The sequence below is a fragment of the Evansella cellulosilytica DSM 2522 genome (genome assembly GCF_000177235.2).
GTDB lineage: Bacteria > Bacillota > Bacilli > Bacillales > Salisediminibacteriaceae > Evansella > Evansella cellulosilytica.
On record NC_014829.1, the window covers coordinates 2,463,960 to 2,489,162 of the forward strand.

Sequence of the window (25,203 nt, forward strand, 5' to 3'; positions counted from 1 at the left end):
GACTATGGAGGTACCATATAGTATAAGGGAGACTCAAAAGGTATAAAATCAACCTTTTGAGTCTCCCTCTTTGAAATGATCTCAGCAGCTCCATCGCAATATTTAGAGGTTGACACAATAGGCAATAATCAACCTTTTGTGTCTGCCTCTTTTCTTTCATTGCTATCATTTTCTGTAAAATCTGGTTGCTCCTTAGGGAGTAAACATGTAACAACTACACATATGAGAGCGATGACTGCTAAAATGATAAAGATGTTATGAAGACCAGCTGCTAGAAGTGCTGGAGCAACATCTGTCCCATTATTCGTTTGACCACCAATATGTTGATTCAGTACTACTCCTAAAATAGTAATACCTAAAGTCTGACCTAATGTGCGTAAAAAAGCATTAGATGATGCAGCAGTTCCTCTATTATTCCACGAGACAGAAGATTGGACAATTACTGTAAAGACTGTCATCGACAAGCCAAATCCGAGTCCAATAAAGAACATAATGATAATTAAAATGATATTCGGTGTTCCGCTATGAATGAAAGTAAGTCCAAAGGTCCCTAAGGATATGACAATAACCCCAGTTAGTGAAATTAATTTTGTTCCAAGCTTTACAAGAAAACGTCCGCTTAAAAAAGAACCTAACGGCCAGCCGATAGACATTGGTATTAGTGTTAACCCTGAAGAAGTAGCAGCAAGTAATAATACACCTTGTACCCAAAGAGGTAAATAAGCAGTTAAACCTATTAAAATCATTCCGAGCAGGAAGCCGCTAACGTTCGCAATAAGTAAATACCTGTTTTTGAATAAACGAAATGGTAGCATCGGTTCACTAACTTTTATCTGAATCCATACGAAAATGAATAAAAATAAGCATGCAATTATGATTAAAGCAATCATTGCACTATCATTCCAAGCAATTTCATTTCCGCCAGATAAAAGGGCGTATAAAAGTGCTCCCATTCCAATAATGAAGGTTACTGCACCACCATAATCTATTTTCCGTTTTCGTTTTTCAATTTTCTCCTCTAAATATTTTCCGATCAAGTACATAGATATAATTCCAAATGGAATGTTAATATAAAAAATCCAATGCCATGTAAAATAGTCAACGAAAAACCCACCGACAAGTGGACCACATATACCTGCAATCCCCCAAATTGAACCTAAAATGGCTTGCACCTTTCCACGTTGTTCATACTTAAAAACATCACCAACGATCGTAAACGACATTGGCATTAATGCTCCAGCCCCTATTCCTTGAATAGCTCTAAAGAAAATTAATTGTTCCATTGATTGTGAAAGACCACATAATCCAGATCCAATTAAAAATAGCGTAGCACCAATAATAAATATTTTTTTTCTACCGAATAAGTCCGCTAATTTACCAAAAATAGGTGTCATTACGGCATATGTTAGTAAATATATAGCAAAAACCCAGCTAATTAAATCTAATCCACCTAAATCCCTTGTAATGACAGGCATAGCTGTACTTATCACAGTTACTTCTATAGCAGCTAAAAAAGTAGCAATAAGTAATGCAATAATGATATTGCGTTGATAACGATCCATTTAATATGTCCTTTCCTATTAAAATACAAAATAGCATAACACTAGTATAGTGATATCGCATCCAATTTGAAAAGAATTATATTCATTTATTTATATTTCTAAAGGAATTAGTTGAAAAATATTGGATTTAAATTTTGAAATAATGTACAAGGGGAAGTACGTGATGCCAATTCAATTTATAGTATTCGTTGTTTTATTAAATATCACGAATGTATTAACGGTATATGGAAGCATAAAGGTGATTGGGAAGAAGATAAGTTTCATATACTGATGAACGACAGTATTGAAAGGATCAACGAAAAAATAAACTGAAAGAATGAAGATGTCACGAGGGTGACACAAAAGGTCAATTGCAACCTTTTGCGTCACCCTCCCATTTTTCTCCTCGTATTCATTGTCTTTTTAGATTGTTGACTTTTCAATTGCTTAGTTTGGTTAGTATTATTAGCACCTTTTAGTTCATTTCCTGCTTTTTTCTTCTTATTAGCTAACTGCTGCTTGATTGCATCTTGCAAACTAATTTTTTTAGGTGTATCAGACATTCATGATTCCTCCTCTTTTTACATAAAATTAGTATAATCTATTTTTAACTACTTTTGTACAAAATAAACGATGACTTTTAAGAAAAACTTTTTATTACGTAAGAATATCAATTATGAATAAAAAAATAGAATAAATATAGTAATCAAAGTATATAAATGTATAAATGCTAGAATCAAATGATATTCTAAAGGAGAATTGCGTATGAGTGCTAAAAAACAGCTCAACTATATTCAATATATTATGAGGTTATTGAAACATCCTGACGATATTATAACAGAAGAATATAAAGGGTTTCGTAAGTTTGGTATGGTCAACATTGTTATCATGGCAATTTTACTTTTTCTACACTCCATTATTCAGGAATTTTCTATTAATAACATTGAAACGATATATGATGTTCATCTATACCAAAGTGTTGTTTTTGCAATTTCTTATATTATTCCACTCATTACCATATTGTTATTTATGAATTGGGTAGCAACAAAAATGATTGACAAACAAAGTATTGCCTATTATGTAGAAAAAATGGGGGCAGTGACATTCTTTCCATCTCTTTTATTGTCTATATCTATTATTTTTTACTTTTATCATGATACTATTTTTTCATTAATGAGTTCTCTTGCATTCACGTTTATTTATATAGGCGTTTTCGTTGTCTCCTACTTATTTTCTGCTAGATTTCACTTTAAAATTTCTATGATTTTTGTCGTTCTATTTTATTTATTCTCAAAGTTCATTTACTACATATTATAATAGTAGAACTACAAGTAACGGTGCAATTATTGATACTATAATTGCACTGACAGTCATAGCAATAGAACTGGCCGCTCCCTCTTTTTCACTGCTTTCTAATGCTTTAGAAGTTCCGATTGCATGAGAAGCACTCCCTAACCCAATTCCTTTACCTAAATAATGTTCGATCCTAAATGCTTTATAAATAAATGGAGAAAAAACTGCCCCTCCAATTCCAGCTACCATTACAAAAACTGCAGCTAATGGTGCTGCACCCCCTAACGATTGCGTGATCTCCATCGCTACTGGAGTCGTGACGGACTTTGGTATTAAAGCATAAATCAACTCTTCCTCAACTTGTAGCCACTTTGCCAAATAAATACCACTAGTCAACCCAACTATGGCGCTAACGAAAATACTAGTGACAATCGGTATAAAATATTTTTTTAAAATGTCTCTTTGTTTATATAATGGAAAAGCGAGAGAGACAACCGCAGGACCTAGGAAAAATTCTATCCAGCTCCCTCCTATCATGTATGTATCATATGAAATATCAAAAATGAAAAGGAGAATGACAATAATAGTAGTTCCTAGTAAAATCGGGATAGTAAATGGTTTAGGAAATTTTTGATAAAATAACTTGCATAAAAAATAGATTGCTAGAGTAAAAAGAATGGCAATAGTCATGATATAAAATCTATTCATATTCTTTTTCCACCTTCTCCATTTTTCGTACTAGTAACTGTGTCATGATGCCCGATATAACCATCACCAAAAAGGTACTAATCAATGCAATAAATATTAATAGGAATCCTCTTCCAGCAAAAAATCCAAGATAGTTTAAAATACCGACTGTTACGGGCAAAAATAGAAGAGGCATATTTCTTAAAAGAAGAGAAGCCCCGTCTTCTAACCATTGCGGCTTTATGACTTTTGTAGTAAACAATAAAAATAATAACAACATACCAATAATACTCCCAGGAATACGAAGTTGAAATGTATGTTGAATAAAGCTTCCTAACCAAAAAAAACTATATAATATTCCAATATGTACTATAATTCGAAACAATCCATACACCTTCTCACGTTCGATAAACTCACTTATGTTAATATACGTTACTTCTAATGAACTTACAATCCAAAATCTAAAAAGAGAATGACAGTATTATGTGAAAAACAAATTTATCATTTAAACCGACGTTAAATAAAGTGACTACAGAGTAATTAAAACAAAGAGGGTGAGGAAAGTGATCATAGCCATCTTTCCCCACCCTTAAATTAGCTCTCATTGAAACATCTTCTTCTATTTTATTTGCTTACGAAGCACTAGCTATATCGTCCTTCTCTTCACTAGCATCGACCACAACTGATGCAGATGCATCTCCTACTACATTTACCGATGTACGCATCATATCTAATATTCTATCAATACCTGCAACTAACGCAATACCTTCTAGCGGTAAGTTAATGGCTGTTAATACCATTGTTAACATAACAAGGCCAGCACCCGGGACACCAGCAGTGCCGATTGAAGCGAGTGTAGCAATTAATACAACTGTTAATATTTGGGCAAATGTAAGTTCTATTCCAAAGTATTGGGCGACAAACATAACCGCAATCCCTTGATAAATAGCAGTACCATCCATATTAATCGTTGCACCAAGTGGTAGAACAAAACTACTCGTTGATTTCGAAACCCCTAAATTTTCTTGTGTGTTTTTCATTGTAACAGGTAGTGTACCCGCACTGCTACAAGTGGTAAAGGCAACAGACGCTGCTGGAATAATTCCTTTAAAAAACTTTAGGGGATTCATTTTCCCTAACGTTTTTACAGTAAATGAGTAAGTAAGGATAATATGGACGAGACACGCAACAGCCATGGCAACTATAACTTTAATTAATGGCATTAAAACAGAAGCGCCATACTCGCCGACTACTGGTGCAAGTAAACCAAATACACCAAAAGGTACGAGAACCATAATCATACCAGTAATTTTGTACATTACTTCTGCAAAGCCCTCAAAAAAGCGTTGTACTGGATCTGCCTTTTCACCAGCTACAATAATACCTATGCCAACAAAAATTGCAAAGAAAATCACTTGTAATATAGCCCCACTAGTAAGTGCAGCAAATGGATTTGTAGGTACAATATTCAATAATGTAGATATAAATCCTTCCGTTTCAGCAGGGTCAACGGTATCTCCATTTAATGCTACATCTAAACCTGATCCTGGAGAGAATAAAAATCCTGCTGTAAGTCCGAACGTAATTGCAATTAATGTAGTAAATAAATAATAACCAATCGTTTTTCCACCAAGTCGTCCAAGCACTTTTACATTTCCGGCACTAGTAACACCTACAATAATAGTCGACAAAATTAACGGGATGATAATAAATTGAATAAGCCGTAAAAACAAATCTCCTAACGGCTGTACAACTGACGCTCGTTCACCAAAAATAAGACCGACAATCACAGCTAATATAAAAGCAATTAATATTTGCCAAACGATACTCTTCTTCACTTTACCGCCCCTTTCTTAATTTAGCGCAAAACGATCAATCTACTCTCTTACACTATCCTCCCTTCATAGAACACATAAAATGTAAGCGCTTTAATATATATTTATAAAAACAAATTAGCTTTTATACTAATTTGTTTAAAAAGAAAGTTCATTAGATTTATATTACTTCTATATTATTAATGGTTTACCTGTTACACTTTTTTAACATTCACTAATTGTTCACTTTTAATGGCTTCCTTCTCTTCTGTAAGCCAGTTTTTTGAAAAGTATATAACAATTGCAGCAACCATTGAAATACACGCCATAATGGTATACATGACGTTTCCACCAACTGCATCAAAAATAGCTCCCCCACCAAATGAACCAATGATTGCAGCTAAGCCACCGAAAGCAACACCTACTAAAGCTTGTCCTGTACTTCTTAGATGATCAGGAACCATTTTAACAATAGTTTGGACTGCAATAATCCAAAAAGCACCAAACGTAATGGAATGGCTTAATTGCAGGAAAGAAGTGATGACTGGAGATTCTACTAACGAATATGATAGCCATCTAAGTGAGTAAAAAAAGGATACCCACCCTAATATTTTTATAGGGTTAAAACGATCTATATGTTTAGATAAATAATAAAAGACTGGTATTTCACTTAATGCTCCTAGCATCCAAGCTAAGCCGACAATGGTTTCTATTGCTCCTAAGTTTTGCAAATGCATGCCGAGCATAGCATCATTCATTTTATTAGGAATACCAATTAATAAAATAACTCCTAGGAACATCAGCAATCTTCTTTGCTTTAAAAGCCCTGATAGAGAGCTTAGTTTTACAGTATTAGCTTTTTCTTTACGGTCCTTTAATAAAAACAAAAAAGGATAAATGCATAAAAGCGTTAACCAAAATAAAATGTACAGTTTTTCTATACCTACATAAACAATAATTGGTCCAGCAATAAGAGCAGTGAATGCAAATCCTAATGACCCCCATAACCTAATGGATCCATAATTACCTTTCCCATTTTGTTTGATGGTTGAAAAAATATAACTATCTATTAAAGGGGTACACGCTGAAAAGAAGAAGAACATAAAAATTGTAGAGAGAAACACTAAAATAAATGAACCTGTGAAAAATAGTCCAATACTTGCAATAAATACCATAAAATACAAGAAATATAATAAGTATTTTATACTTTGGAATTTATCACTAATAAATCCCCACATTGGCTGTGCAAAAATACCAACAAATGGGCCTACTCCGATTATAAGTCCAATCTCCACCCCTTTAAATCCTTGTGCAGATAAATAAAGTGGTAAATAAGGCATTAAAATTGCACCACTAGCAAACTGGAACACAACAACTGCTTTTAAAAAGTATAATTGCTTGGTTTGATCAATCACCCATATCCTCCATCTAACATCGAATCTATCGTTGATGTCATAGTTGTTAAAATAACGATTATTTATGATATCATTAAATTTATAAATGGAAATATTAATTTTTTTAAAACGATTTCAAAGTTTGATATCGTGTTTTAAAACCATCATAGTTTATATGATAATTGTTACATTGCCTATTTTATTTTGATATAATAAAAGACAGTGAAACATTTCTGTATAGTTGTAGCATGAAGAAAAGAGGTGCAGTTTTTTGGATTTAAAAAGAGCTTATGAGATATTAGGAGTTACCTATAAAGCACCAATTGAAGAAGTGGAAGAACAATTTTTCATATTGATAAAAAGTCATAAAACACAGCTAGAAACAAATGTAGACAGTCAAAATCTCATTAATATTGATGAGGTAAATGAGGCATACGGTACAATAAAAGAATATTTTGAAAAGCTAGAAAAAGAAAAGCGGCAACAAGACGCTCCACAGAAAAGTGCATTTCGGAAAAAACTAGAGCACATTTTGTATTACTATAAATTCCACATAATAGCTGGGATTTTTATTCTTGTTGTTACAGTAGTTATTACCTTATCAACAATTGAACAGCGACAGCAGCAGGCAATTATTGATAGTCTCCCTCCTGCTGATTTAACGATTAACATTTATGGACAATTTAGAAACATTGAAAAAGATACGCTCGAAGATAACATCCTAACAATGTTTCCGGAATGGGAGCGAGTAGAAATAAAGGTAACTACATCTCCAATAGAAATAAACAGTCAATTTGATGTAGGAGAACAGCAAATCAGTGTTATCGAATTGATGCACGATGAGTCAGATGTTTTCATTGTTGACGCATTTCATTTTTCAACTTTGATTGAAAGAGATATATTCCTACCATTAACATTCCTAAATGAGAATATCATTAACGATACGGACAATGAAGAACTTTTTTACGCTTCTATTGATAACGAAATTGGTGAAGCGCTATATGGACTTGACATAACGAATCACCCTATATTCATAGACAGTAATATGGATCCAACTAATAGAAATGTGGTAACATTTCATGCTCGTGGAAATGAACAAGAAAATGCAAAGAAATTTATTGAAACACTCATGAATTAATTTTAAAAATTTAACCTAGCTTCGTATAGCTAGGTTTTTGTTTTCCTAAGATCTTATCAACTATTACAGTTGCTACTAGGTGGAAACCTCTATAAAACAAGCATTTTGTGCAATGATTTTTTGGGAGTGGCTTTCTTTATTGATACGCCAATTTCTTTTAATCCTGTAACCTATTATTTTTTTTAATCCGAAAAAGACTACCATAAACGGTAGTCTTAAACGCTTTTACTATCTATTTTGTTTACGATGTTATTACTAATTGCGACTTGCGTTAAAGCAAAAGGAATAATTCCAAATAAGATTATCAGAGGTGGAAGGTGATAAATCAGCATCGAATAGATGCCGAGCAACATAAGTTGCATAATGATTGCTAATGGGGAAGAAATGCCTACTTGAATGATGGCAGCAAAGTAATCTCTTATAGGTAGGCGATAATGAATGATTACTGGGAATAAATATAACCAAAAAATAGTGAGAATGATAATGAAAAAAATAATGACTGTATACATTGTAATTTTAACTACATCTTCTGAGTAAAGAGGTATATAGAGAAAATTTAATATAATAATTCCAGAGATAGCGGTAAAAATCCACCCGTATATATTAGCAACTTTAAAGTTTTCCTTATATAACCTTTTAAATAGTTGGAGTTGATCCTCGTAATCTGATTCCCTAATCCAATGTCTAATTACCCCATATAAAGCAGCGGTTGCCGGAAATAGTCCAAGTATAATTGCACCTCTTAAAATAAACACGATCCAATAAAAATGTAGTTTTAATAATTCTAAAAGCCACTCTGCAAAAGCAAATATTTTCTTCATTCGTAAACTCCTTTTTAAGCTATCGTATGCGCATCTTTTTTTACGAGGTTTTTGGGAGTCTCCAAGTATAAGATTGGAGACTGCCCTTGTTGTTTATTTTATAGCTCCATCGGTTACACCTGCAATAAATTGTCTATTAAGTATTAAGAAAATGATAATAATAGGAATTGTTGCCATGAAAGTCCCAGATAAAATCATAGAATAATCGGTGTAATATACATCATTTAAAGTTCGTAATGCAATCTGAATGGTATGAACACTTCTATCCTTTAATACAACTAACGGCCATAAGAAATCGTTCCATGTTCCCATAAATGTGAAAATCCCAAGTGTCGCAAGACCAGGGCGAACTGCTGGAATAACAATATTCCAAAATGTTCTAAAGTTGCTACATCCATCTATTCGTGCAGCTTCAATTAACTCGAAAGGAACAGATGATTGGACGTATTGTCTCATCCAGAATACTCCAAATGCTGTTACCATAGCAGGAACGATGACAGCTCGAAGATCGTCAATCCACCCTAACCAACTAATGACCATGAAATTCGGTATTAATCCGAGTTGTGGTGGTATCATCATCGTTGCTAATAAGAATATAAATAACCCATCTCTACCTTTAAATTGCAGTTTCGAAAATGCGAAACCAGCTAAAGTACAGAAAAATAATACTGACAAGGTTACGGCTGTAGATATAACGAAGGAGTTAAATAATGCTTGAAAAAAATTAATCCTCTCAAATACCTTTGCTGCATTTTCAGCAAAAAACGGACCTGGTACAACAGCAGGCGGAAACGCATTAACTGAATTCGTTGCATTTGAACCTATAACAAACATCCAATAAAATGGGAAAATGGAAATTAACGCACTTATAGTTAAGAATACATACAATATTATTTTTGGTGTTTTCTTTTGTCCAACTTCCTTCACGAGTAACTCCCCCCTTATGTTGATTCGATTTTTTTCGTTAAGTAAAGGTTAAATAAAGAGAATAATATAATAATGAAGAATAGCATCCACGCAATTGCTGCAGCATACCCAAATGCAAATCTATTAAAAGCCTCTTGATATAAATAGAGAGCAACTGTTAACCCTTGGTAGTTACCACCTTCACCGAATAATAATGGCTCTGCAAAAAGCTGCATACCTCCAATAGTCGATTGAAGTACTGTAAAAATAATGATTGGTTTTAGCATTGGGACGGTAATATAAAATAACTGTTGAAGCTTATTTGCCCCATCAATCGTTGCAGCTTCATAAATTTCTTTTGAAATGCTTTGTAGTCCTGCAAGGTAGAGAATGGCATTATAACCAACCCATCTCCACATGACCATCACGGAAATTGCAAAATGCGTCCCAAAATAAGAGCCACGCCAATGAATTGGATCAACACCAAATAATGACAAAACATAGTTAATAATCCCATAGTGAGTACCAAACATTGCAGAGAAAACAATTGCAACGGCAACAACAGATGTAACATTAGGCATGAAAATACCTAGTCTAAAGATGGCTTTTCCTTTTAAAAACGCTTGGTTTAATAAGAATGCAATTATTAAAGCTGCAATTAGCTGTGGTACTGTTGATAAAAACCAAATACTAAATGTATTCCCTATTGATTTCCAAAATAAAGGGTCATCCGTAAATAATAGACTATAGTTTCTAAACCCTACGAATTCTCTAGTACCTAATATATCCCACCTATGAAATGATAGAAAAGCGGTAAAAAGTATTGGGAATACACCAAAAATACCAAAAAGAATAAAGAAAGGTGAAACAAATAAATATCCAGAACGTCTATCAGTCGCTTTTTGACTATAGTTTTTCTTTAATTTTCTTTTTGGCTTCTTCGGATCTGTTTGCATAGTAAAATCTGCCACTCTATACCCCTCCTTACGATATGTGTTCTCATTTAATAGAACGATCGTGTCGTTTTACGTGATGAAAAAGATTGGTAGTTTTCCGAATATTGGTAGTAATTTCGGAAACAACGTAAATAAAAGACATTCTATATATTTTATTTCATATAGAACAAAAAAGAGGCTGAAAGGATAAAGCTAAGTCGCTTTACAGCCTCTTTTGCTCCAACTATTTATCTACTAATTTGTCTTCTAACTTCCTCGTTTACATTCTCCCAAGCAGTTTCAGGATCCGTACCATCTTCAACTGTCCCTAAAGCATCTTGCTTTAACTCATTGACAGTACCGTGGTGAGGTCCCTTAATACCGGCTATAATTTGTTGCGCAGCTTCTGCATAAATTTGGCCTAATTCAGGATTCGTAAAAAATTCATCTTGTAATTCCTGAATAGAAGGATCATCATAAACGCTAGGTGTTGAAGGGAAAGGTCCACTATTTTGGAAAATACGTAATTGATTTTCAGGTGACATAACCCACGTAATAAAGTCATATGCTTCTTCCGGGTGATCGCCTTGTTGCGGTAATGCTAAGAAAGATCCTCCGAAGTTACCTGAACCTTCAGGCATAAACGTGATATTCCATAGTCCTTCAGTATCCGGAGCGTCATTTTTTATATTTTGTAGCATCCAAGGTGGTAAGAAAACAGTAGCAAAATCTCCTGCAGCTAATGCAGCCCCCCACTCAGGTGTATGACGATTAATGTTCATTGATAAGTCAGTAGCACTAACTGCTAAATCCCAAGCACGAGTGTTTTGTTCACTTTGATCACCAACATATTCAAAGTTTTCATCAAAGTATTGTATATCTCCTTGCTCACGAACAGCGATATAGAAATCAGAAATTGTATTAAACATCTTCACACCAGTTGCATCATTTAACTGATGACCCGCCTCAATGTATTCTTCCCAAGTACTCATTTGAGCTGCAACTTCTTCTGGGTCTGTAGGTAAACCTGCTTCTTCAAATAAATCCATCCGGTACGCCATTACCATCGGACCAACATCCGTAGGAACACCAATCATAAAGTCATCCTCTACGTTTGTAGCTTGGTCCCATTTAAATTCTAAGTACTCGTCTCTTAAATCACCAATTCCAAAGTCATATAGGTTGTAAAAGTGTTGAGAATTTTCGTGCATTCTGTCAAGGTAACCCTCGTCGATCGCCGTAATGTCTGGTGCTCCTGATCCAGCAGCTAAAGCCGTGATTAAGTTTTGGTGAACATCATTATAGTCACCTTCTTGAAGTTCAATATGAACGCCATCTGTATTTTCATTATACTCAGCAATCAAATCTTCAAGCCCAAAACCTGGCCAAGCCCAGAATGTTAAAACAATGTCGTCACCATCAGGCTCTGGACCAGCTTGCTCAGAAGTACTGTCATCAGTGGTATCATCATCTCCATTTGTTCCACCTGTGTCGTCATCCCCACCACCACAAGCTACCAAACTAGCAGTGAGACCAAGACTAGCAATCAAAAAACCTAGTTTTTTACAAAAGCTCTTTTCCATTACTTCTTCAACCCCTCTTTTTTAATTTGTTAAAGTAAATTTATCATTAACAATTAATATATTAACATTAAAGTTAAGTAATGTAAACGCTTACTGTTATTAATTTAATTAATTTTTTACTATAATATTTAATACCAATTACTTAAAACAGTTAAGGTGATTAACAAATGATAACTTAATGTTAGGTTACAGCATTGAATTAAGTATAATGTTATTAATAGCTACCAGTTTTTTAATCTAATATATGAGTCGAATCGATGATAATATTATTTAAATATAGTAAATATCGCAATCGTATACTTAAAATGAGGAAAATGTCGAAAAATATTTATATGAAAATCTTCATTTTCACAACATCAATTAAGTAACTTTTACTTTATAGAAACATCATATTATTAACACTAATCTAAATTTAGTGCATTTTACATTAAAATACTTCCCATTAATTTATAAGTAAATTAATTAATGAGAGGTGATTTATAATAGAAAAAACAATAAATATTATAGCTAAAAATTATTTGTTATATTATAATAAAAGTTAGTTAAACGATTAAGTAAATAAATTTTTGTAACCGTGTTCACGTTTGTCGGTTAAGGGGTGTATTATATGGATTTAGATGAGGCTTATAAAGAATTAAAGCTAGATAAAGAAGCTTCAGAGGAAAAATTAGAAGAAGTGTATATGTTATGGATTAAAAGACAAAAGAGTGAGATAGACCGTAATATTTCTAAGAATGATCAAGCGGATATTGAGGTTATAACTAAAGCTTATACAATAATAAAGAATCATTTTCTTCAAAATAGAATGGCTAGTGTTCCAGTTAAAGGGAAGTTTAAAAAGTCTTTAGAGCACATTCTTTACTATTATAAGCAACACATACTAGCTTTCGGAGTTATTACTGTTTTAGTAGTTTATGTTACGAGTACGATTATAGAGTCACGTCAAGAACAAGCATATTTAGCAAGTTTACCTAATCCTGACCTATCAATTGCTTTTTATGGAGAGTTTCGTAATATTGATACGGCTGCCTTAGAAAAAAACATCTTGAGTATCTTTCCTGATTGGGAACGGGTTGAATTTACAATTATTACATCCCCTATTGAAATGAATACTCATTTTGAAATTGGAGAACAACAAACGAGTATTATATCGCTTATGCAAGATACATCTGATATATATATCGTTGACAAATATCATTATGAAATTTTACTTAATGAAGGTGGATTTCATTCAATGGACTATATCGAACCTTTTATTGTAGAAAACTGGCAAGAAGAAAGACTGCTTTATGAAGAAGTAAACAGTAATGGTCAAAAAGAATTATTTGGGATAAATATTACATCACATTCCATTTTTAATAGAACTGGCGTTGTTCCTTACAACGAGAACATTATTACTATCCATTCGCGATCTGAAAATGAAATCTTCGTTATGGAAGATTTTATTCGTCAGTTAATTTCGGTTTCCCCCTAAAAAATATATATAAAGAAAGGACACAAGGTAACTGCCTTGTGTCCTTTCCCTATTTATAATAAGCATAAGTTGTAAGCTCAACTTTATTAAAATGGAGAAATACCACTGATAATTGAACTTAACACTAACTCATAAGTCACACCAATAAAGATCGTGTAAATGGCAAAGATGGAAAAAAGTGCAAAAATCGGATCAAAAGAAGATGTTGCATCCTCTTTGTGAGATAATAAAGTAAAAACGATAGCCAATTGGATACCAAGAAATGCAACTAGTAAAACAAAGTTTGATAAAGCGTGTACACCAGGTATCGCGAACAGAAAGTATAGTATCGATAAAGCGAGAGGAATGGTCATAAGTGAACCAAACCTACCAACTATATCATGAAATGATACTTTTACCTTCATCAAGAATAATAGTACTACGAAAATAAGTCCAACTCCTAGCATGACTAATGCAGCAGTAAAAATAAACATAATTGGAAATGTTTCAAGAAAACTGACAGGAATTGAAAACAAACCTCCAAAAGATAGCATAGCTCTTAATTGGAAGTATGTACCAAGACCAATAAGTAACGCAAATAAACCAACATTTATATATCCGAAAATAAAGTCTTTTTCTGTATTGTTCATACTTCTCTTTGAAGGTGTAATAATATTTCCTACAAGAAACTCCCAATAATTTTTTGCAAGGTCAACTGACTTCTCTACAAATTCATTCGTTGCTTGATTCGTATTTCCTCCGTTTTCTGTCTGAACTACACTATTCTCTGAAGCTAATGCAGCAGCGGTTTCATCTTTTGTAACAGGTGCACCGCAGTTTAAACAAAATTTTGCCTCTTCTGTTAGCTCGTGATTACATTTTTCACATTTCACCTTTTTCAACATCCTTTCCAATTGAAATTATTGTGATGAATACAATACTATTTTCTTTAATCACTCCATGATGACGTGTATGTACTACTAAAGCTCCTCCTTTCACAGTATACTAGATTAGTTGATATAAATGGTAACCAATTGTAAAATTTAGGAATATTGACTCCTTTATCCCTTTTTAAATTGCATATGCAGAATAATGTTAAGGACTTTTACCTATTAATATAGTTCTATACTATAACGTGTATTCCTTTAAAATATGTAGCGTTATTAAAAATATGAACTTAATGTGCAATAGGAGAATAAACCTACTGCACATTATATAATTTATAGCTCGCTTATTTCAAATGAAACAACACGATTTGTTCTAGGGTTTATGATGAAACTCCCCTCCACTACGATCCTTTCAACGTTAGATTGTAAAATAAACTGAATCGTTTCTTTTACATTCCCTGTATTCAATTCTGTTTGTTCCTTTTGTTCATAACTAACAACATGATAATTTGGATAGGCTGATTGTATGAGTGGCAATAAATATTGCTCGCTCCCCACGCTCTCTATTTCAGGTGAAACTTCAACATGTATAATTCCGGTTTCAAGATTCTCTCCTAATGCTTCAAATGCTTTTTTATGAAGCGTTATTTTACTTGTGTCATCTGATTGAAGATGATCAACAACGATAACCACCAATTCTTTTTCATTGGATAGGTTCCTTACTTTAAGTCTTTGGCCGCATTGAAACGGGCTTCCATAACTAACAGCAACTGTCATATTATTATTTTGTGACCAGCTTAAACCACAACTAGTCACTTCACCACCATCTGTCCAAGTTGCTTGACTTCTCATTGGTTGCTGTCTCCAACCATAGTAAGGATAGGCATTTTCACCTCGATAGAAGTGATAGTATTGAGGGTGGTAAAAATGAAACATGCTTTCATATTCATTTCTTAAGTAATAATCATATGGATACAAGCTTTTCTCCTCCAATCATATCGATCGCTTCATATTAAGTTATGCTTTTGCACGGTTGACCCGTTCCATATACTCCAACGCTTAAAATACGTTTAATCTAACAAAACGAGGCAAATAATAAACGAGCATACATTTATACATAAGGAAGGAAAAGATTACAATGTCTTCAAATGAATATAGAACGGAAAGAGATCCATTAGGTAAAGTGAAAATTCCAAAGAGAGCTTATTACGGATCGCAAACACAACGAGCAATCGAAAATTTTCAAATAAGTAATAAGCATTTACCTCGGTCGTTTATAAAAGCCCAAGGAATTATTAAGGTTGCTGCTGCTAAGGTAAATATTGATTTAGGTATGTTAACAAAAAACTTAGGAGAAGCCATTATCACCGCATCTGAAGAAGTAATAAACGGAGAATGGGATGACCAATTTGTTGTCGATGTATATCAGGCAGGTGCTGGTACATCACAGAATATGAATGCAAATGAAGTAATTGCAAATCGTGCTAATGAAATATTGAATAAAGGTACGCATGCAGAACGTATCCATCCAAATGATCATGTTAACATGTCTCAATCAACGAACGATACTTTTCCTACAGCATTAAACATTGCGGCATTAGAAGGAATACATGAAAGCTTAATTCCGGCCATAGATCAATTACAACAAGCATTAAACAGAAAGTCTGAAGAATTAATGTCCGTATTAAAAAGTGGGAGAACTCATTTACACGATGCAGTACCGATGAAATTAGGGCAAGAATTTGCTGGATACGCTGAGACAATAAGAAGCTTGTATGAAGAAATAAAACAAAATAGTGAGGAGCTTTACGAAATAGGTCTTGGAGGAAATGCTATTGGTACGAAAGTAAACTTGCATGAGTCTTATGCGAAGAAAGTAATTGCAGAAGTATCAAAAAGAACAAACTATCCATTTCGCGAGCCTACAAATATATTTAGTTTTATGCAAAATAGGAATGCACCACTGAGGGTGATGGGAAGTTTAAAAGAGTTATCTGTTCATCTAATTAAGATTACAAGTGATTTACGGCTACTAAGCTCAGGGCCAAGAACAGGTCTAGCGGAAATTACATTACCATCCGTACAACCAGGATCAACAATTATGCCTGGGAAAGTAAACCCAGCAATTTTAGAAATGACACACATGGTATGTTGTCAAGTAATTGGTTACGAATCGACATTATCTACTGCAGTAATGTCTGGTCAGCTTGAAATCAATGTAATGATGCCTATCATCGCATATACTTTGTTAGAATCGATTCATATTCTTGCGAATGCCATTACATCTTTAGTAGAAAAATGCATAACTGGTATTAAAGCAAATGAAGCTACATGTAGAAAATGGATGGAGGAAAGTCTATCTTTAGTTACAGGATTGAGTCCATCTATGGGCTATGATTTAGCTTCTGAAATTGGTCAGCAAGCTGAAGAAGAAAACAAAACCATTAAGCAAATTTTAATCGATAAAGGACTTAACACGAAAGAAAATATATCGGCAATTGATCCATCAAATTTTATATAATGCTGTTGGACGAGTAATTTATTTCTCAAGTAAAACCTGCGGAAATATTGACTACAATTTCCGCAGGCATATCTTCATTCATAACAACACTAGTCTTATTTAAAAGGTTTTATAAAGAATCTATATATTCATTAAAATATTGTACAGGAACTACAAGTCCAACTCTGTTACGTACACCATCTATGTCAACACGGGTAGTTGCAAACACTACCCCAATTACTTTGCCATCTTCGTTAATAACTGGACTCCCGCTATTACCTCTATAAATAGGTGCATCAATCATCAGCATTGGCAATTCACGGTTTTCTGTTAAACCAATAACTTGTCCTTTATTAGCAATAAAATTAAAAAATAACGGGTTTCCAATCACAAAAATATCCTCATTCATTCTCCATGATTCCTCAAACTCTAAAACAGGATGGACTTCTGGTTCAGTCTCGATTTTTAATATAGCAATATCAATCTCTGCATCACTCTTAACAATTTGTGTAGAATATGTTGAGCCATTCTGAAATGTAACAGTAGGTTGTCCATTATCAATCACGTGAGCATTAGTAATTATGTAACCATCGTCACTTATATAAAATCCAGTTCCTTTACTACTTGCATCGTTTACTACAACGATTGACTCTTTATATAATTGGACATCTTCATTATTGGAGAGCTCCTGTGAAATTGCTAAAAATTGTATTGAGTCTAAATTAAATAATCTTGGCCAAAGAGAAAGAACGTTACTCATCAATGCAAATGTTATGACGAGTGCAATTGTCACTTTCAAACCTTTTTTCCCTTTAGATTTGGAAGGTTTCTCCTCCTCCGGATTAAAAAACTCCTCTTTCGTATAATACCTTTCTCCGTCAAAAAATAATTCTTCCTCTTTGTTAACATGCTCTTTAGGATTTTCTTCATTATCTGAATGGTTAATGAGATTCGCCCCCATACGTTTCCATGGTGATTAGTACGATGTATTCTTTATTTTAGCAAATATATCATTGATTTTTCCAGAAATATAAAAGAAAGAGGATGAAATAAAAGGTTCTTTTAATACCTTTTGAATTCCATCCTCTAAAATAGCTCTGTTCAATGCAGAGATTTCTAAACCTAACTCAGTTTTCAACGTTAACAGCTGAGTAAGTATATAAAGCTGACCACTTCAGCACATAATCACAAATTTTTTCTCATGATATAAAACTACTATCGTCACCCGAGTGAAAAGTCTCTTTTGATAGTTCAGAAAAAACTTCAAGTATGATATCTCTTATATTTTCAATCCTTTTTTTATCGATATTATTTACATTTACGACTCCATGTTCCTTATTAGGAACATAAAGCTCTCGATTAATTTCCAGTTGTATCCAAGGAATGTAACCTACATTACCATGGGCACGTGTAATATAACCACCGGAAAAAGGCTCATTCATCGTAACGATTGGTAAATCAAATTTATCTCCAATAATGGGAGAAAATTTCGTTTCTAGTAATTGTTTGAATTTATGCATCAGTTCAGGTGGTGCAGTAATTGGCTCACTCACATATTCACCTGTAGATGAACCTCGATTTCCAATACAAAACAACGGTCTCTTTTCCCATATAGCATAGTCTGTCGTTGGTCCAATATTTAACATGGAATGACAATCTACTCCTAATCTAACTCGGGGATTTTGTGAAGCCTTTTTTAACTTCTCATGATAAGGATAATAATATTTTTCCAACAAAACGGCAATATCCTCTTCCAATAATCGAACCGAACTCCATACGGGATCTCCATTAACGGTTCGTGTTTTGATTACCCCATCAGGATTTAAGGGTGGTAAATCATCAGCTGACCGGTTTAAATCTACGACAATGCGTGCAATATCCGTATCAATATATTCTTCTACTACATCCTTTAAATCATATAATTCTCTTGTAAATGTATCACTGTCTAACAAAATGTCCTCTTCTGATAATAAACAACATCCTTTTAAGTTATCTGGAATTTCCAGCCCTCCATGCGGAACTGAAATTACCAATGGAAGCTTCATAATTGTTTGTTTTTTCATCGTTATTCACTCAATAAATAAAGTGCTAGCAATAATGATCTCTGTATTAGTTCACTTCTGTGTATCGCTTCGTTAGGTGTGTATAGCTCTTTACTTGCAGGTGCGAATCCACATACTACTTGTAAATCTCCACTAATTTCTCCTGCTGCACTTGCCAGAAGGCTTGAATCGGTACCGAACGGAATATTCCATTCTTCACTAAGACCTTTGAATTTTTGAAGCAGAGTGTTTTTCTTTTTTCGCAATAATGGCGGACGTTCCGTTAATTTCTCAATATATGTTTGCATACCATTTATATTTGTTCTAAAGATTTCACGTATAGTATTCTCTACCTCCTTAGCCATTTCTTCATCTAAATATGAGATGAGAATAGTGCCTTTTACTCTGTGAGGCATGAGTACGCTATAACGCTCTGAACGTACTTCCTGTACAGCTACTGTCAATTTTTTTCTTTTATCACTTAAGCTATTTAATTTTTCAGCTTTATCAATAAAATAGCTTAATACATCCATCGTTTTCGTTGATTTCCCTACTCTAATTGGATCACCTTCGACAATAATGTTAAACTGTTTCGAACCCCGTCTCTGGTCAGCAACTTTGCCACCAAGGAAACCAGGTTGAAGTACGATAACTTCTTTAGCGTGCTTTGCTGCCTTCTTTAACATTGCATTACTGTAACGCATCCCTCTTCCTTCATCCGAATAGAAGAAAATGCCTAGCTTTGTTTTATTTAATGCCTTTTGCTCCTTTAATGCAGATAGAGCAGTGAGGAGTGTTACTAGTCCACCTCTGCTTGACCCTACGCCTTCACCGTATATCCACTCTTGCTCTGTTCTATACGGAATTGGAAATCCGGTCCTTTCGCCAGGAACATCAATCGGTACTACAAGTAAAGTCCCATCTTTATAGCCCGCTTTCGTTTCCCATGTCCATGCGGAACGACCATTTGTATAATCAGCATCTAATTGTAGTCCAAGCTTTTTTAACCGATCATCTAATTTCTTTTGAACGGCACTTAAACCAACGGGGTCCTCCGTTCTGCTCGATATATTTGTCCAGCTTTTTAATTCCGACTCAATTTTACTTCGTTTGTTTGTTATTGAATTAAAAATATCAATGCCTTTCTTTTCAGCGCCTTCGTTTGTGTTCATGAGAAAATGTGGTCCGAAATATCGTTCACAAGTAATATCAACAATCCGATTCATTAAGTCTGAATAATTTAATCCGACCTTATCTGCAGCAAAAACAAATGAACCATCTGCGCCTAAACTAGCCATAGAATTCACTTCTAGAATATATGGGTTTCCCTCTTTATCTATCCGGAAGTCAACTCTCGCTGTATCATAGCAATCAAGTGCCTTAAATGTATCAATTGCTAGTTGTTGCACCTTCTTAGTTAATTCCTCAGAAATCGGTGCAGGACAAACCTTTTCCACAGTTCTTCCACTTTTATTTTTCTTATCCTCAAACGTATATATTTGTGGTCCTTCCCCGAAAACTAATTCCACTGGTGGTAGTGCCTCAACAGGGTTATTTCCTAACAGTCCTACATTTACTTCTCGCCCTTCGATATATTCTTCAACGAGCGTTGGGGAATTAAATTTTTCGTATATCGTTTTCACACCGTCTCTTAATTCTTCTTCATTGTTAACAATTTTTAAACCGAAAGAAACGGCTTCATTTTTAGGTTTAACAATTAACGGATATGATAAATCTTCATGAAATTTTGAGTCAGGATTATCTAATACTGTAAACTTCGGTGTAGGTAACCCTTTTTGCAAAAGTATCATTTTAGTGACTACTTTATCCAGTGCTAATGCATGTGTTTCTGGACCAGACCCTACATAAGGAACACCAATCATTTCTAAAATTCCAGGTACGTGCATATAACGCCCTTTTCCTTGAATCCCGTAGCTTAAGTTGAATACTAGGCCAGGTCTTTCTCCAGAAATAACTGAAGGCATAAAGTCTTCTAGTTTATTTATGATATTTTTATCGCCTTCAAATGTTTTTACTTGATGTCCACCTGCTAATAGTCCGTTTTTTATGTTTTTAATTGTTTCAAGTCCATACTTTTCTCTATTAGGTGTACCAAACAAATTAATGACAGCTTGACTTTCTCGGTTATAAACAATGGCAATTTTCATCAGTCATCACGCCTCTCAAAAATATTATATTACTGGTCCTTTCGCAGTTCCATCTCTTCTAGGGTCTGCAACACCGTAAAACTTCTCATCATTTGTAGTAGGGATTTGAACACCTTGTACACAGCCTAAGTAAAAGCTATAGGCCTCTCTCTTTTTTAGTTCAAAACCTGAAAGACTTAACGCATCAATCACTTCTCTTTTAAAACGCTTTTTTTCTATGTGAAGTTCTCCGAGATCTGAGGCGTGGAAGCGTGGTGCAGCAATAGCAGTTGCTAAACCTTCCCCTTTATCAATTAATCTCGTAATTACTTGAGCAAGTGTCGTTGATATACGACTACTGCCTGGGCTTCCAAGTAAATAAACTGGGTGGTCATTTTTACATATTAAAACAGGAGCAACACTACTCCACGGCCTTCTACCTGGTAGTAAATAATATGGATGGGCCATATTTTTGTATTCGAATGCACTCATATAATTGTTGTAAAAAAATCCAAGTCCATCTGCCATCTTTTTACTACCAAATACAAGTTCTATAGATTGCGTAATCCCAATAGCATTCCCATCCTTATCCACTACCGATAAATGCGTTGTTTCTCCTGACGTTGGTGGTGGTGGAAATACATCCTTCAATGCCACATCAAAAATTTCCTTTATTCTCGAAGCAATTTCAACAGAATATGCTTTATCAATAAGGATTTTATTTATAGATTGTAAATAATAATCAGGATGTATTGGCATGCGCTGCCGATAATTTAAAGCAAACCTAAAAGCTAATGCAGAGATGACAGCGCCAGTGGGTGTATCTGGATCAAGTATCTGTGGTTCAAAGCCTTCAAGTGTGTTTAATATTTGTACTAAAACTCTCCCCGCCCCTGGAGGCGGGAAAGTGTAAATATCATAGTCACGGTAATTGCTCTTTAATACATCCCTTTCAACTGGTAAAGGAATTTGGTTAAGGTCAGTTAAGGAGATAAGGCCGTCGCGACGTTGCATATCTTCTATGATTTTTTCTCCGATACTTCCTGTATAAAAATCACGCCAACCTTCCTCAGCCAATGTAGATAAGCAGTGTGCGAGCTCAGGTTGCTTTAAGATATCACCGACTTCTAAAGGATCATCGTTCTTGAAATAGTTTTTATATATTGTTTTATCTTTTCGTAAGTACTCTTCTTCTCGCACAATGAGGCGATGGATAAGGTTTGTTATTTCTATTCCTTCTCTCGCTGCGCGTATAGCTGGCTGCACCGTTTCTTTAAACGGTAACTTGCCATATCTTTCTTGCATGTATCCTAACGTTGCAGGAGTAGATGGAACGGTTGATGAACGCAAACCGTATTTAATAGGTTTTTTAGGGTTTTTGTTTGGTTGTATGATAAAAGGAGCACGAGATGATCCATCCAATGCAAAAATACGCTTTTCCTTTTGTAAGGAGATGAGTGCCATCGATTGACCACCAAGTCCTGACGCTTGTGGCTCAGAGACACCTAAACAGAGTGCTGCAGCAACAGCAGCATCGATCGCATTTCCACCTCGTTCTAACATTTCGACTCCTGCATCAGTAGCATATTTTGAAGCGGTAGAAACCATCCCATGATTTCCAAAACCTTCATACTGATCTTTTCGTTTAAACCCTTTATCCATTAGCATACTCACTTTCTGATGTAAAATTAGGTACAAAATAAGCCCTTCCTTACAAGAAAGAAGAGCTATTGATACACCTTCGCTATATTTATTTTGGATTTATCACTAAAATTTTATTAATTTCAAATGTAATTATATGACATGAAATGGCATTCAGCAAGATAATTTATCGTTGCCGAATGTATGATTTTTCTTAGATTTACGATTAGTATTTTATTTTAACAAAGATAAATAAAAAACAGACCTTTTGGGTCTGTTTTCGTAACTTTAATGATCTAAATCAACGTTATGATATACTTGCTGAACATCTTCTAAATCTTCCAGAGCATCTATTAATTTCTCAAACTGAGCTTCTTCTTCTCTTGAAAGGGTGATGTCGTTTTGCGCGAGCATCGTTAGTTCAGCAATAGTAAAATCTGTTACACCTGCTGATTTTAACGCTTCTTGAACCGAGTGGAATTGATCTGGTTCTGCATATACAATGACGGTATCTCCTTCTAATATTATATCCCGAGCATCAACATCTGCTTCCATAAGTATTTCAAGTACTTCTTCCTCTGATTTACTTTCTATACCAATAACCGCCGTAGCATCAAACATATAGGAAACTGAGCCATTAACACCCATATTTCCACCATTCTTGTTAAAGGCTGCCCTTACTTCAGCAGCAGTCCTATTCACATTATTTGTTAAAGTGTCGACGATGAGCATAGAACCATTTGGTCCAAACCCTTCATAACGAAGTTCATCAAAATTTTCTTCTGCTCCGCCTTTCGCTTTCTCAATTGCTCGATCAATAATTGATTTTGGAACATTATACGTTTTTGCACGTTCTACAACGAACTTTAAAGCTTGATTTAATTCTGGATCTGGATCCCCCTGCTTTGCCGCAACGTACAATTCACGACCGAATTTAGCATAAATTCTACTCGTATTTTTATCTTTTGCCGCTTTTTTCTCTTTAATATTATTCCATTTTCTCCCCATGCACTTCCAACTCTCTTTCAACATTATCATATGTATGTAAAATGAAATATCTTGTCTTCATGATACACTAGCTTTTATGATTCATCAATGAGTCCTCATTTTAAACAAAAGAGGGTTACCAAAAGGTTCAAAATTACCTTTAAAGTAACCCTCTTAGTATGTGTGTTGTCACTGCAGTCACTTATAAACTACTAATGACCACTTGTTAGTGTAGCAATCGTGAAAATGAAGATAGGACTAGTCATTATAAGTTTTCTATAAATAGTCTTACAACGTCAGCGCCCCCAATGATCGTCCCTAACGTACTGCCGATGTTTGTTAATACGACAATGAGCAATATGCGTGTCACTTTATTATTCCAGAATCCTTTAACTGTATAAACATCATCTGATAAAGACTCAAAATCTGAAACATTTGGTTTCCTCATGTAAGCTTGTACAATACCTGCAAACCACCCAGCGGCCATCAATGGATTTAAAGAACTTAACGGTGCTACTAAAAACGCTGTGACAACAGCAAACGGATGACCGAATGCAATAGATGCACCAATAGCAGAAAATGAACCATTCCAAAGAACCCAGCTTAATGTCTGTTGAAAACCAGCACTTGGATTCATGTAAAAGGTGTAGGCAATAATACTAATAATGATGAGTGGTATTGACCAACCGATGATTTTAGGTACTTTTGATTTTGGTGGTCTTTTTGTAATTGCTTTTAAGTCATGTTGTTTATGGAACTCCTTTTGTATTCCTGGAACATGGGCTGCACCTAACACAGCAACAATCTTTTTCCCCGGAGCATCCTTAATTTTTTGGGCTAAATATTGATCTCTCTCATCAATTAGAGGAACCTTCAATTGCGGAAACGATTGGGTAAATTCATCTAACATTGAATTTAACATATCTTGTTCCTTCAGCTTCTCTAACTCTTCTTCGGAGATTTTTTCGTTGCTAAAAATACTTGCAATTATTGCTGTAAGTAATTTAGCCTTCCCCATAACACCAAGACCATGCCATATCCGAGCAAAAGTGATTTGAATGTTCCTATCCGCTAAAATGAGGTCTGCACCTATCTCATTTGCAGATTCGATCCCCTGAATCATTTCTTGTCCAGGCTTAATACCAAATTGTTTTGCCATTCTTTTTTGAAAGGAGGATATAAATAAATTCATAAGCAATAAAGTAGCTTTTTTCTCCTTAATTACTTTAAATATATCCATATTCCGCCATTTGTTGCCGTCTTTTATCGATTGATATCGCTGTTCATCTAATTCTACACATACGGAATCAGGGTTCTCAGCTTCAATTATTTCCTTTACTTGCTCAGCACTCTTTTTTGAAACGTGGGCAGTGCCGATGAGTATATATTCCTTATCGTCAGTATGTATTCTCGTTATATTTTCTTCTGACATAA

Annotated in this window: 22 protein-coding genes; 4 read left to right on the forward strand and 18 right to left on the reverse strand. The window is 34.5% G+C overall.

Features of this window, described 5'->3' with window-relative positions:
• Positions 1–128: 128 nt before the first annotated feature.
• Positions 129–1,562: an MDR family MFS transporter gene (locus BCELL_RS11265; protein ID WP_013488867.1), complete on the reverse strand. Its 1,434-nt coding sequence runs from the start codon at positions 1,560–1,562 to the stop codon at positions 129–131.
• A gap of 365 nt (positions 1,563–1,927) precedes the next feature.
• Positions 1,928–2,104 carry a hypothetical protein gene (locus BCELL_RS22910; protein ID WP_013488868.1) on the reverse strand — a complete coding sequence of 59 codons (177 nt, stop codon included), beginning with the start codon at positions 2,102–2,104 and terminating at the stop codon, positions 1,928–1,930.
• Positions 2,105–2,306: 202 nt separating this feature from the next.
• Here BCELL_RS22910 and BCELL_RS11275 point away from each other — a divergent pair, with 202 nt between their 5' ends.
• Positions 2,307–2,858, forward strand: a complete 552-nt coding sequence (locus tag BCELL_RS11275) for a hypothetical protein (protein ID WP_013488869.1) — start codon at positions 2,307–2,309, stop codon at positions 2,856–2,858.
• Here BCELL_RS11275 and BCELL_RS11280 read toward each other — a convergent pair.
• The 4 genes from BCELL_RS11280 to BCELL_RS11295 all read right to left on the reverse strand — a co-directional run bounded on the left by BCELL_RS11280 (position 2,853) and on the right by BCELL_RS11295 (position 6,750).
• Positions 2,853–3,542 carry an LrgB family protein gene (locus tag BCELL_RS11280; protein ID WP_013488870.1) on the reverse strand — a complete coding sequence of 230 codons (690 nt, stop codon included), beginning with the start codon at positions 3,540–3,542 and terminating at the stop codon, positions 2,853–2,855. The genes BCELL_RS11275 and BCELL_RS11280 overlap by 6 nt on opposite strands.
• Positions 3,535–3,915, reverse strand: a complete 381-nt coding sequence (locus BCELL_RS11285; protein WP_425357443.1) for a CidA/LrgA family protein — start codon at positions 3,913–3,915, stop codon at positions 3,535–3,537. The genes BCELL_RS11280 and BCELL_RS11285 overlap by 8 nt, the downstream gene beginning before the upstream one ends.
• A 238-nt stretch (positions 3,916–4,153) precedes the next feature.
• Positions 4,154–5,359, reverse strand: a complete 1,206-nt coding sequence (locus tag BCELL_RS11290) for a dicarboxylate/amino acid:cation symporter (protein WP_013488872.1) — start codon at positions 5,357–5,359, stop codon at positions 4,154–4,156.
• Between the two features lie 191 nt (positions 5,360–5,550).
• Positions 5,551–6,750: an MFS transporter gene (locus tag BCELL_RS11295; protein WP_013488873.1), complete on the reverse strand. Its 1,200-nt coding sequence runs from the start codon at positions 6,748–6,750 to the stop codon at positions 5,551–5,553.
• Positions 6,751–7,000: 250 nt separating this feature from the next.
• Between BCELL_RS11295 and BCELL_RS11300 the strand changes: the two genes are divergently transcribed.
• Positions 7,001–7,867 (forward strand): hypothetical protein, encoded by an 867-nt coding sequence (locus BCELL_RS11300; protein WP_013488874.1) that lies wholly within the window; start codon positions 7,001–7,003, stop codon positions 7,865–7,867.
• Positions 7,868–8,082: 215 nt separating this feature from the next.
• On the opposite strand, the gene BCELL_RS21635 is transcribed toward BCELL_RS11300, so the two are convergent.
• The 4 genes from BCELL_RS21635 to BCELL_RS11320 all read right to left on the reverse strand — a co-directional run bounded on the left by BCELL_RS21635 (position 8,083) and on the right by BCELL_RS11320 (position 12,112).
• The gene (locus tag BCELL_RS21635) at positions 8,083–8,688 is read right to left on the reverse strand and encodes a YesL family protein (protein WP_013488875.1); all 606 of its coding nucleotides are present in this window, start codon (positions 8,686–8,688) and stop codon (positions 8,083–8,085) included.
• Between the two features lie 93 nt (positions 8,689–8,781).
• Positions 8,782–9,615 (reverse strand): carbohydrate ABC transporter permease, encoded by an 834-nt coding sequence (locus BCELL_RS11310; protein ID WP_013488876.1) that lies wholly within the window; start codon positions 9,613–9,615, stop codon positions 8,782–8,784.
• 14 nt (positions 9,616–9,629) lie between these two features.
• Positions 9,630–10,565 carry a carbohydrate ABC transporter permease gene (locus BCELL_RS11315; protein ID WP_013488877.1) on the reverse strand — a complete coding sequence of 312 codons (936 nt, stop codon included), beginning with the start codon at positions 10,563–10,565 and terminating at the stop codon, positions 9,630–9,632.
• A 212-nt stretch (positions 10,566–10,777) separates the two neighbouring features.
• Positions 10,778–12,112 carry an ABC transporter substrate-binding protein gene (locus BCELL_RS11320; RefSeq protein WP_013488878.1) on the reverse strand — a complete coding sequence of 445 codons (1,335 nt, stop codon included), beginning with the start codon at positions 12,110–12,112 and terminating at the stop codon, positions 10,778–10,780.
• Between the two features lie 607 nt (positions 12,113–12,719).
• Between BCELL_RS11320 and BCELL_RS11325 the strand changes: the two genes are divergently transcribed.
• Positions 12,720–13,586 (forward strand): hypothetical protein, encoded by an 867-nt coding sequence (locus BCELL_RS11325; protein ID WP_013488879.1) that lies wholly within the window; start codon positions 12,720–12,722, stop codon positions 13,584–13,586.
• Positions 13,587–13,672: 86 nt separating this feature from the next.
• Here BCELL_RS11325 and BCELL_RS11330 read toward each other — a convergent pair whose 3' ends face one another.
• Positions 13,673–14,458 carry a zinc ribbon domain-containing protein gene (locus BCELL_RS11330; protein ID WP_013488880.1) on the reverse strand — a complete coding sequence of 262 codons (786 nt, stop codon included), beginning with the start codon at positions 14,456–14,458 and terminating at the stop codon, positions 13,673–13,675.
• Positions 14,459–14,785: 327 nt separating this feature from the next.
• Positions 14,786–15,430, reverse strand: coding sequence for an RlpA-like double-psi beta-barrel domain-containing protein (locus BCELL_RS11335; protein ID WP_013488881.1), 645 nt, complete (start codon positions 15,428–15,430; stop codon positions 14,786–14,788).
• A gap of 160 nt (positions 15,431–15,590) precedes the next feature.
• Here BCELL_RS11335 and BCELL_RS11340 point away from each other — a divergent pair, with 160 nt between their 5' ends.
• Positions 15,591–16,973: a class II fumarate hydratase gene (locus tag BCELL_RS11340; RefSeq protein WP_013488882.1), complete on the forward strand. Its 1,383-nt coding sequence runs from the start codon at positions 15,591–15,593 to the stop codon at positions 16,971–16,973.
• Between the two features lie 109 nt (positions 16,974–17,082).
• Here BCELL_RS11340 and BCELL_RS11345 read toward each other — a convergent pair whose 3' ends face one another.
• The 6 genes from BCELL_RS11345 to BCELL_RS11370 all read right to left on the reverse strand — a co-directional run bounded on the left by BCELL_RS11345 (position 17,083) and on the right by BCELL_RS11370 (position 25,201).
• Positions 17,083–17,913, reverse strand: coding sequence for a trypsin-like peptidase domain-containing protein (locus BCELL_RS11345; protein WP_013488883.1), 831 nt, complete (start codon positions 17,911–17,913; stop codon positions 17,083–17,085).
• Between the two features lie 238 nt (positions 17,914–18,151).
• Entirely contained in the window at positions 18,152–19,015 is an 864-nt protein-coding gene (locus BCELL_RS11350) for an N-formylglutamate amidohydrolase (RefSeq protein ID WP_013488884.1), read from the reverse strand.
• A 2-nt stretch (positions 19,016–19,017) separates the two neighbouring features.
• Positions 19,018–21,162, reverse strand: coding sequence for a M20/M25/M40 family metallo-hydrolase (locus BCELL_RS11355; RefSeq protein WP_013488885.1), 2,145 nt, complete (start codon positions 21,160–21,162; stop codon positions 19,018–19,020).
• 24 nt (positions 21,163–21,186) lie between these two features.
• Complete coding sequence (locus tag BCELL_RS11360) at positions 21,187–22,839, reverse strand: gamma-glutamyltransferase family protein (protein WP_245546887.1); 1,653 nt, start codon at positions 22,837–22,839, stop codon at positions 21,187–21,189.
• Between the two features lie 231 nt (positions 22,840–23,070).
• Positions 23,071–23,790, reverse strand: a complete 720-nt coding sequence (locus tag BCELL_RS11365) for a YebC/PmpR family DNA-binding transcriptional regulator (protein WP_013488887.1) — start codon at positions 23,788–23,790, stop codon at positions 23,071–23,073.
• Positions 23,791–24,034: 244 nt separating this feature from the next.
• Positions 24,035–25,201: a TraB/GumN family protein gene (locus BCELL_RS11370; protein WP_013488888.1), complete on the reverse strand. Its 1,167-nt coding sequence runs from the start codon at positions 25,199–25,201 to the stop codon at positions 24,035–24,037.
• Positions 25,202–25,203 lie beyond the last annotated feature (2 nt).

Coding starts and splice junctions, on each gene's coding strand:
- BCELL_RS11265 (WP_013488867.1), bottom strand. CDS start 1,562: ATGGATCGTTATCAACGCAATATCATTATTGCATTACTTATTGCTACT.
- BCELL_RS22910 (WP_013488868.1), bottom strand. CDS start 2,104: ATGTCTGATACACCTAAAAAAATTAGTTTGCAAGATGCAATCAAGCAG.
- BCELL_RS11275 (WP_013488869.1), top strand. CDS start 2,307: ATGAGTGCTAAAAAACAGCTCAACTATATTCAATATATTATGAGGTTA.
- BCELL_RS11280 (WP_013488870.1), bottom strand. CDS start 3,542: ATGAATAGATTTTATATCATGACTATTGCCATTCTTTTTACTCTAGCA.
- BCELL_RS21635 (WP_013488875.1), bottom strand. CDS start 8,688: ATGAAGAAAATATTTGCTTTTGCAGAGTGGCTTTTAGAATTATTAAAA.
- BCELL_RS11320 (WP_013488878.1), bottom strand. CDS start 12,112: ATGGAAAAGAGCTTTTGTAAAAAACTAGGTTTTTTGATTGCTAGTCTT.
- BCELL_RS11325 (WP_013488879.1), top strand. CDS start 12,720: ATGGATTTAGATGAGGCTTATAAAGAATTAAAGCTAGATAAAGAAGCT.
- BCELL_RS11340 (WP_013488882.1), top strand. CDS start 15,591: ATGTCTTCAAATGAATATAGAACGGAAAGAGATCCATTAGGTAAAGTG.
- BCELL_RS11345 (WP_013488883.1), bottom strand. CDS start 17,913: ATGGGGGCGAATCTCATTAACCATTCAGATAATGAAGAAAATCCTAAA.
- BCELL_RS11350 (WP_013488884.1), bottom strand. CDS start 19,015: ATGAAAAAACAAACAATTATGAAGCTTCCATTGGTAATTTCAGTTCCG.
- BCELL_RS11355 (WP_013488885.1), bottom strand. CDS start 21,162: ATGAAAATTGCCATTGTTTATAACCGAGAAAGTCAAGCTGTCATTAAT.
- BCELL_RS11365 (WP_013488887.1), bottom strand. CDS start 23,790: ATGGGGAGAAAATGGAATAATATTAAAGAGAAAAAAGCGGCAAAAGAT.
- BCELL_RS11370 (WP_013488888.1), bottom strand. CDS start 25,201: ATGTCAGAAGAAAATATAACGAGAATACATACTGACGATAAGGAATAT.